The 797-nt window shown below is 73.0% G+C and carries 1 protein-coding gene and 1 pseudogene; one reads left to right on the plus strand and one right to left on the minus strand.

All coding sequences use genetic code 11. The annotated features are described in order from the left end of the window. The coding region (locus CCN72_RS36945) for an EamA family transporter (RefSeq protein ID WP_425276208.1) at positions 1-582 on the plus strand (582 nt) is incomplete at its 5' end. A 28-nt stretch (positions 583-610) separates the two neighbouring features. Here the strand turns inward: CCN72_RS36945 and CCN72_RS36950 are convergent. After that, a pseudogene (locus tag CCN72_RS36950) lies at positions 611-797 on the minus strand (SAM-dependent methyltransferase); the annotation flags it as partial.

Here is a 797-nt window from a genome sequence, read left to right on the forward strand (position 1 = left end):
TGGGGCACCGTGATCGCCTTCGGTGTCGCGCTGGGCGGTATGAACAGCCTGTTCTACGAGGCCGTGGCCCGTATCCCGCTCGGCCCCGCCGTCACCCTCGAAGTGCTCGGCCCGCTCGCGCTCTCGGTCGTCTCCTCCCGCCGTCTGGTCAACGTCGTGTGGGCGGCGCTCGCCCTGGGCGGTGTGTTCCTGCTCGGTGGCGGGGGCTTCAGCGGGGTGGACCCCGTGGGGGTGGGCTTCGCGCTGGGCGCGGGCGTGATGTGGGCGGCGTACATAGTCTTCAGCGCGCGCACCGGCCGGCGCTTCCCGCAGGCGGACGGGCTGGCGCTGGCCATGACGGTCGCGGCGCTGCTCGTCCTGCCGCTCGGCATCGCCTCCTCCGGCGACCGACTGCTCAACCCGGTCACGCTCGGCCTCGGCGCGGCGGTGGCCGTGCTCTCCTNNGCCACCGCCGGCTTCCTCATCCTCGGCCAGTCCCTCTCCGCCCCGGAGATCGCCGCGATCGCCCTGGTCATCGCCGCGAGCATCGGCGCGGTGCGCACCCAGGTGGGCAGGTCCAGGACACCGGCCCTTGACGCGTAGACGGTGTGAGAACGCAGCGGGTCACCGGTCACCACATGCCGGTCTTCTCCCACACCGACACATGCTGTCGGCTCTCGCCGGTGAACGCCGACCGCTCCCAGTCGCTCCACCGCTCCCGCAGCCGCATCCCGGCGAGCCGGGCCATGAGGTCCAGCTCGGCCGGCCAGACATAGCGGAACGGGATCGCGCGACAGGTGCCCCGCCCGTCCGCGACC

This window comes from Streptomyces murinus (assembly GCF_002154555.1).
GTDB classification, from domain to species: Bacteria; Actinomycetota; Actinomycetes; order Streptomycetales; family Streptomycetaceae; genus Streptomyces; species Streptomyces murinus.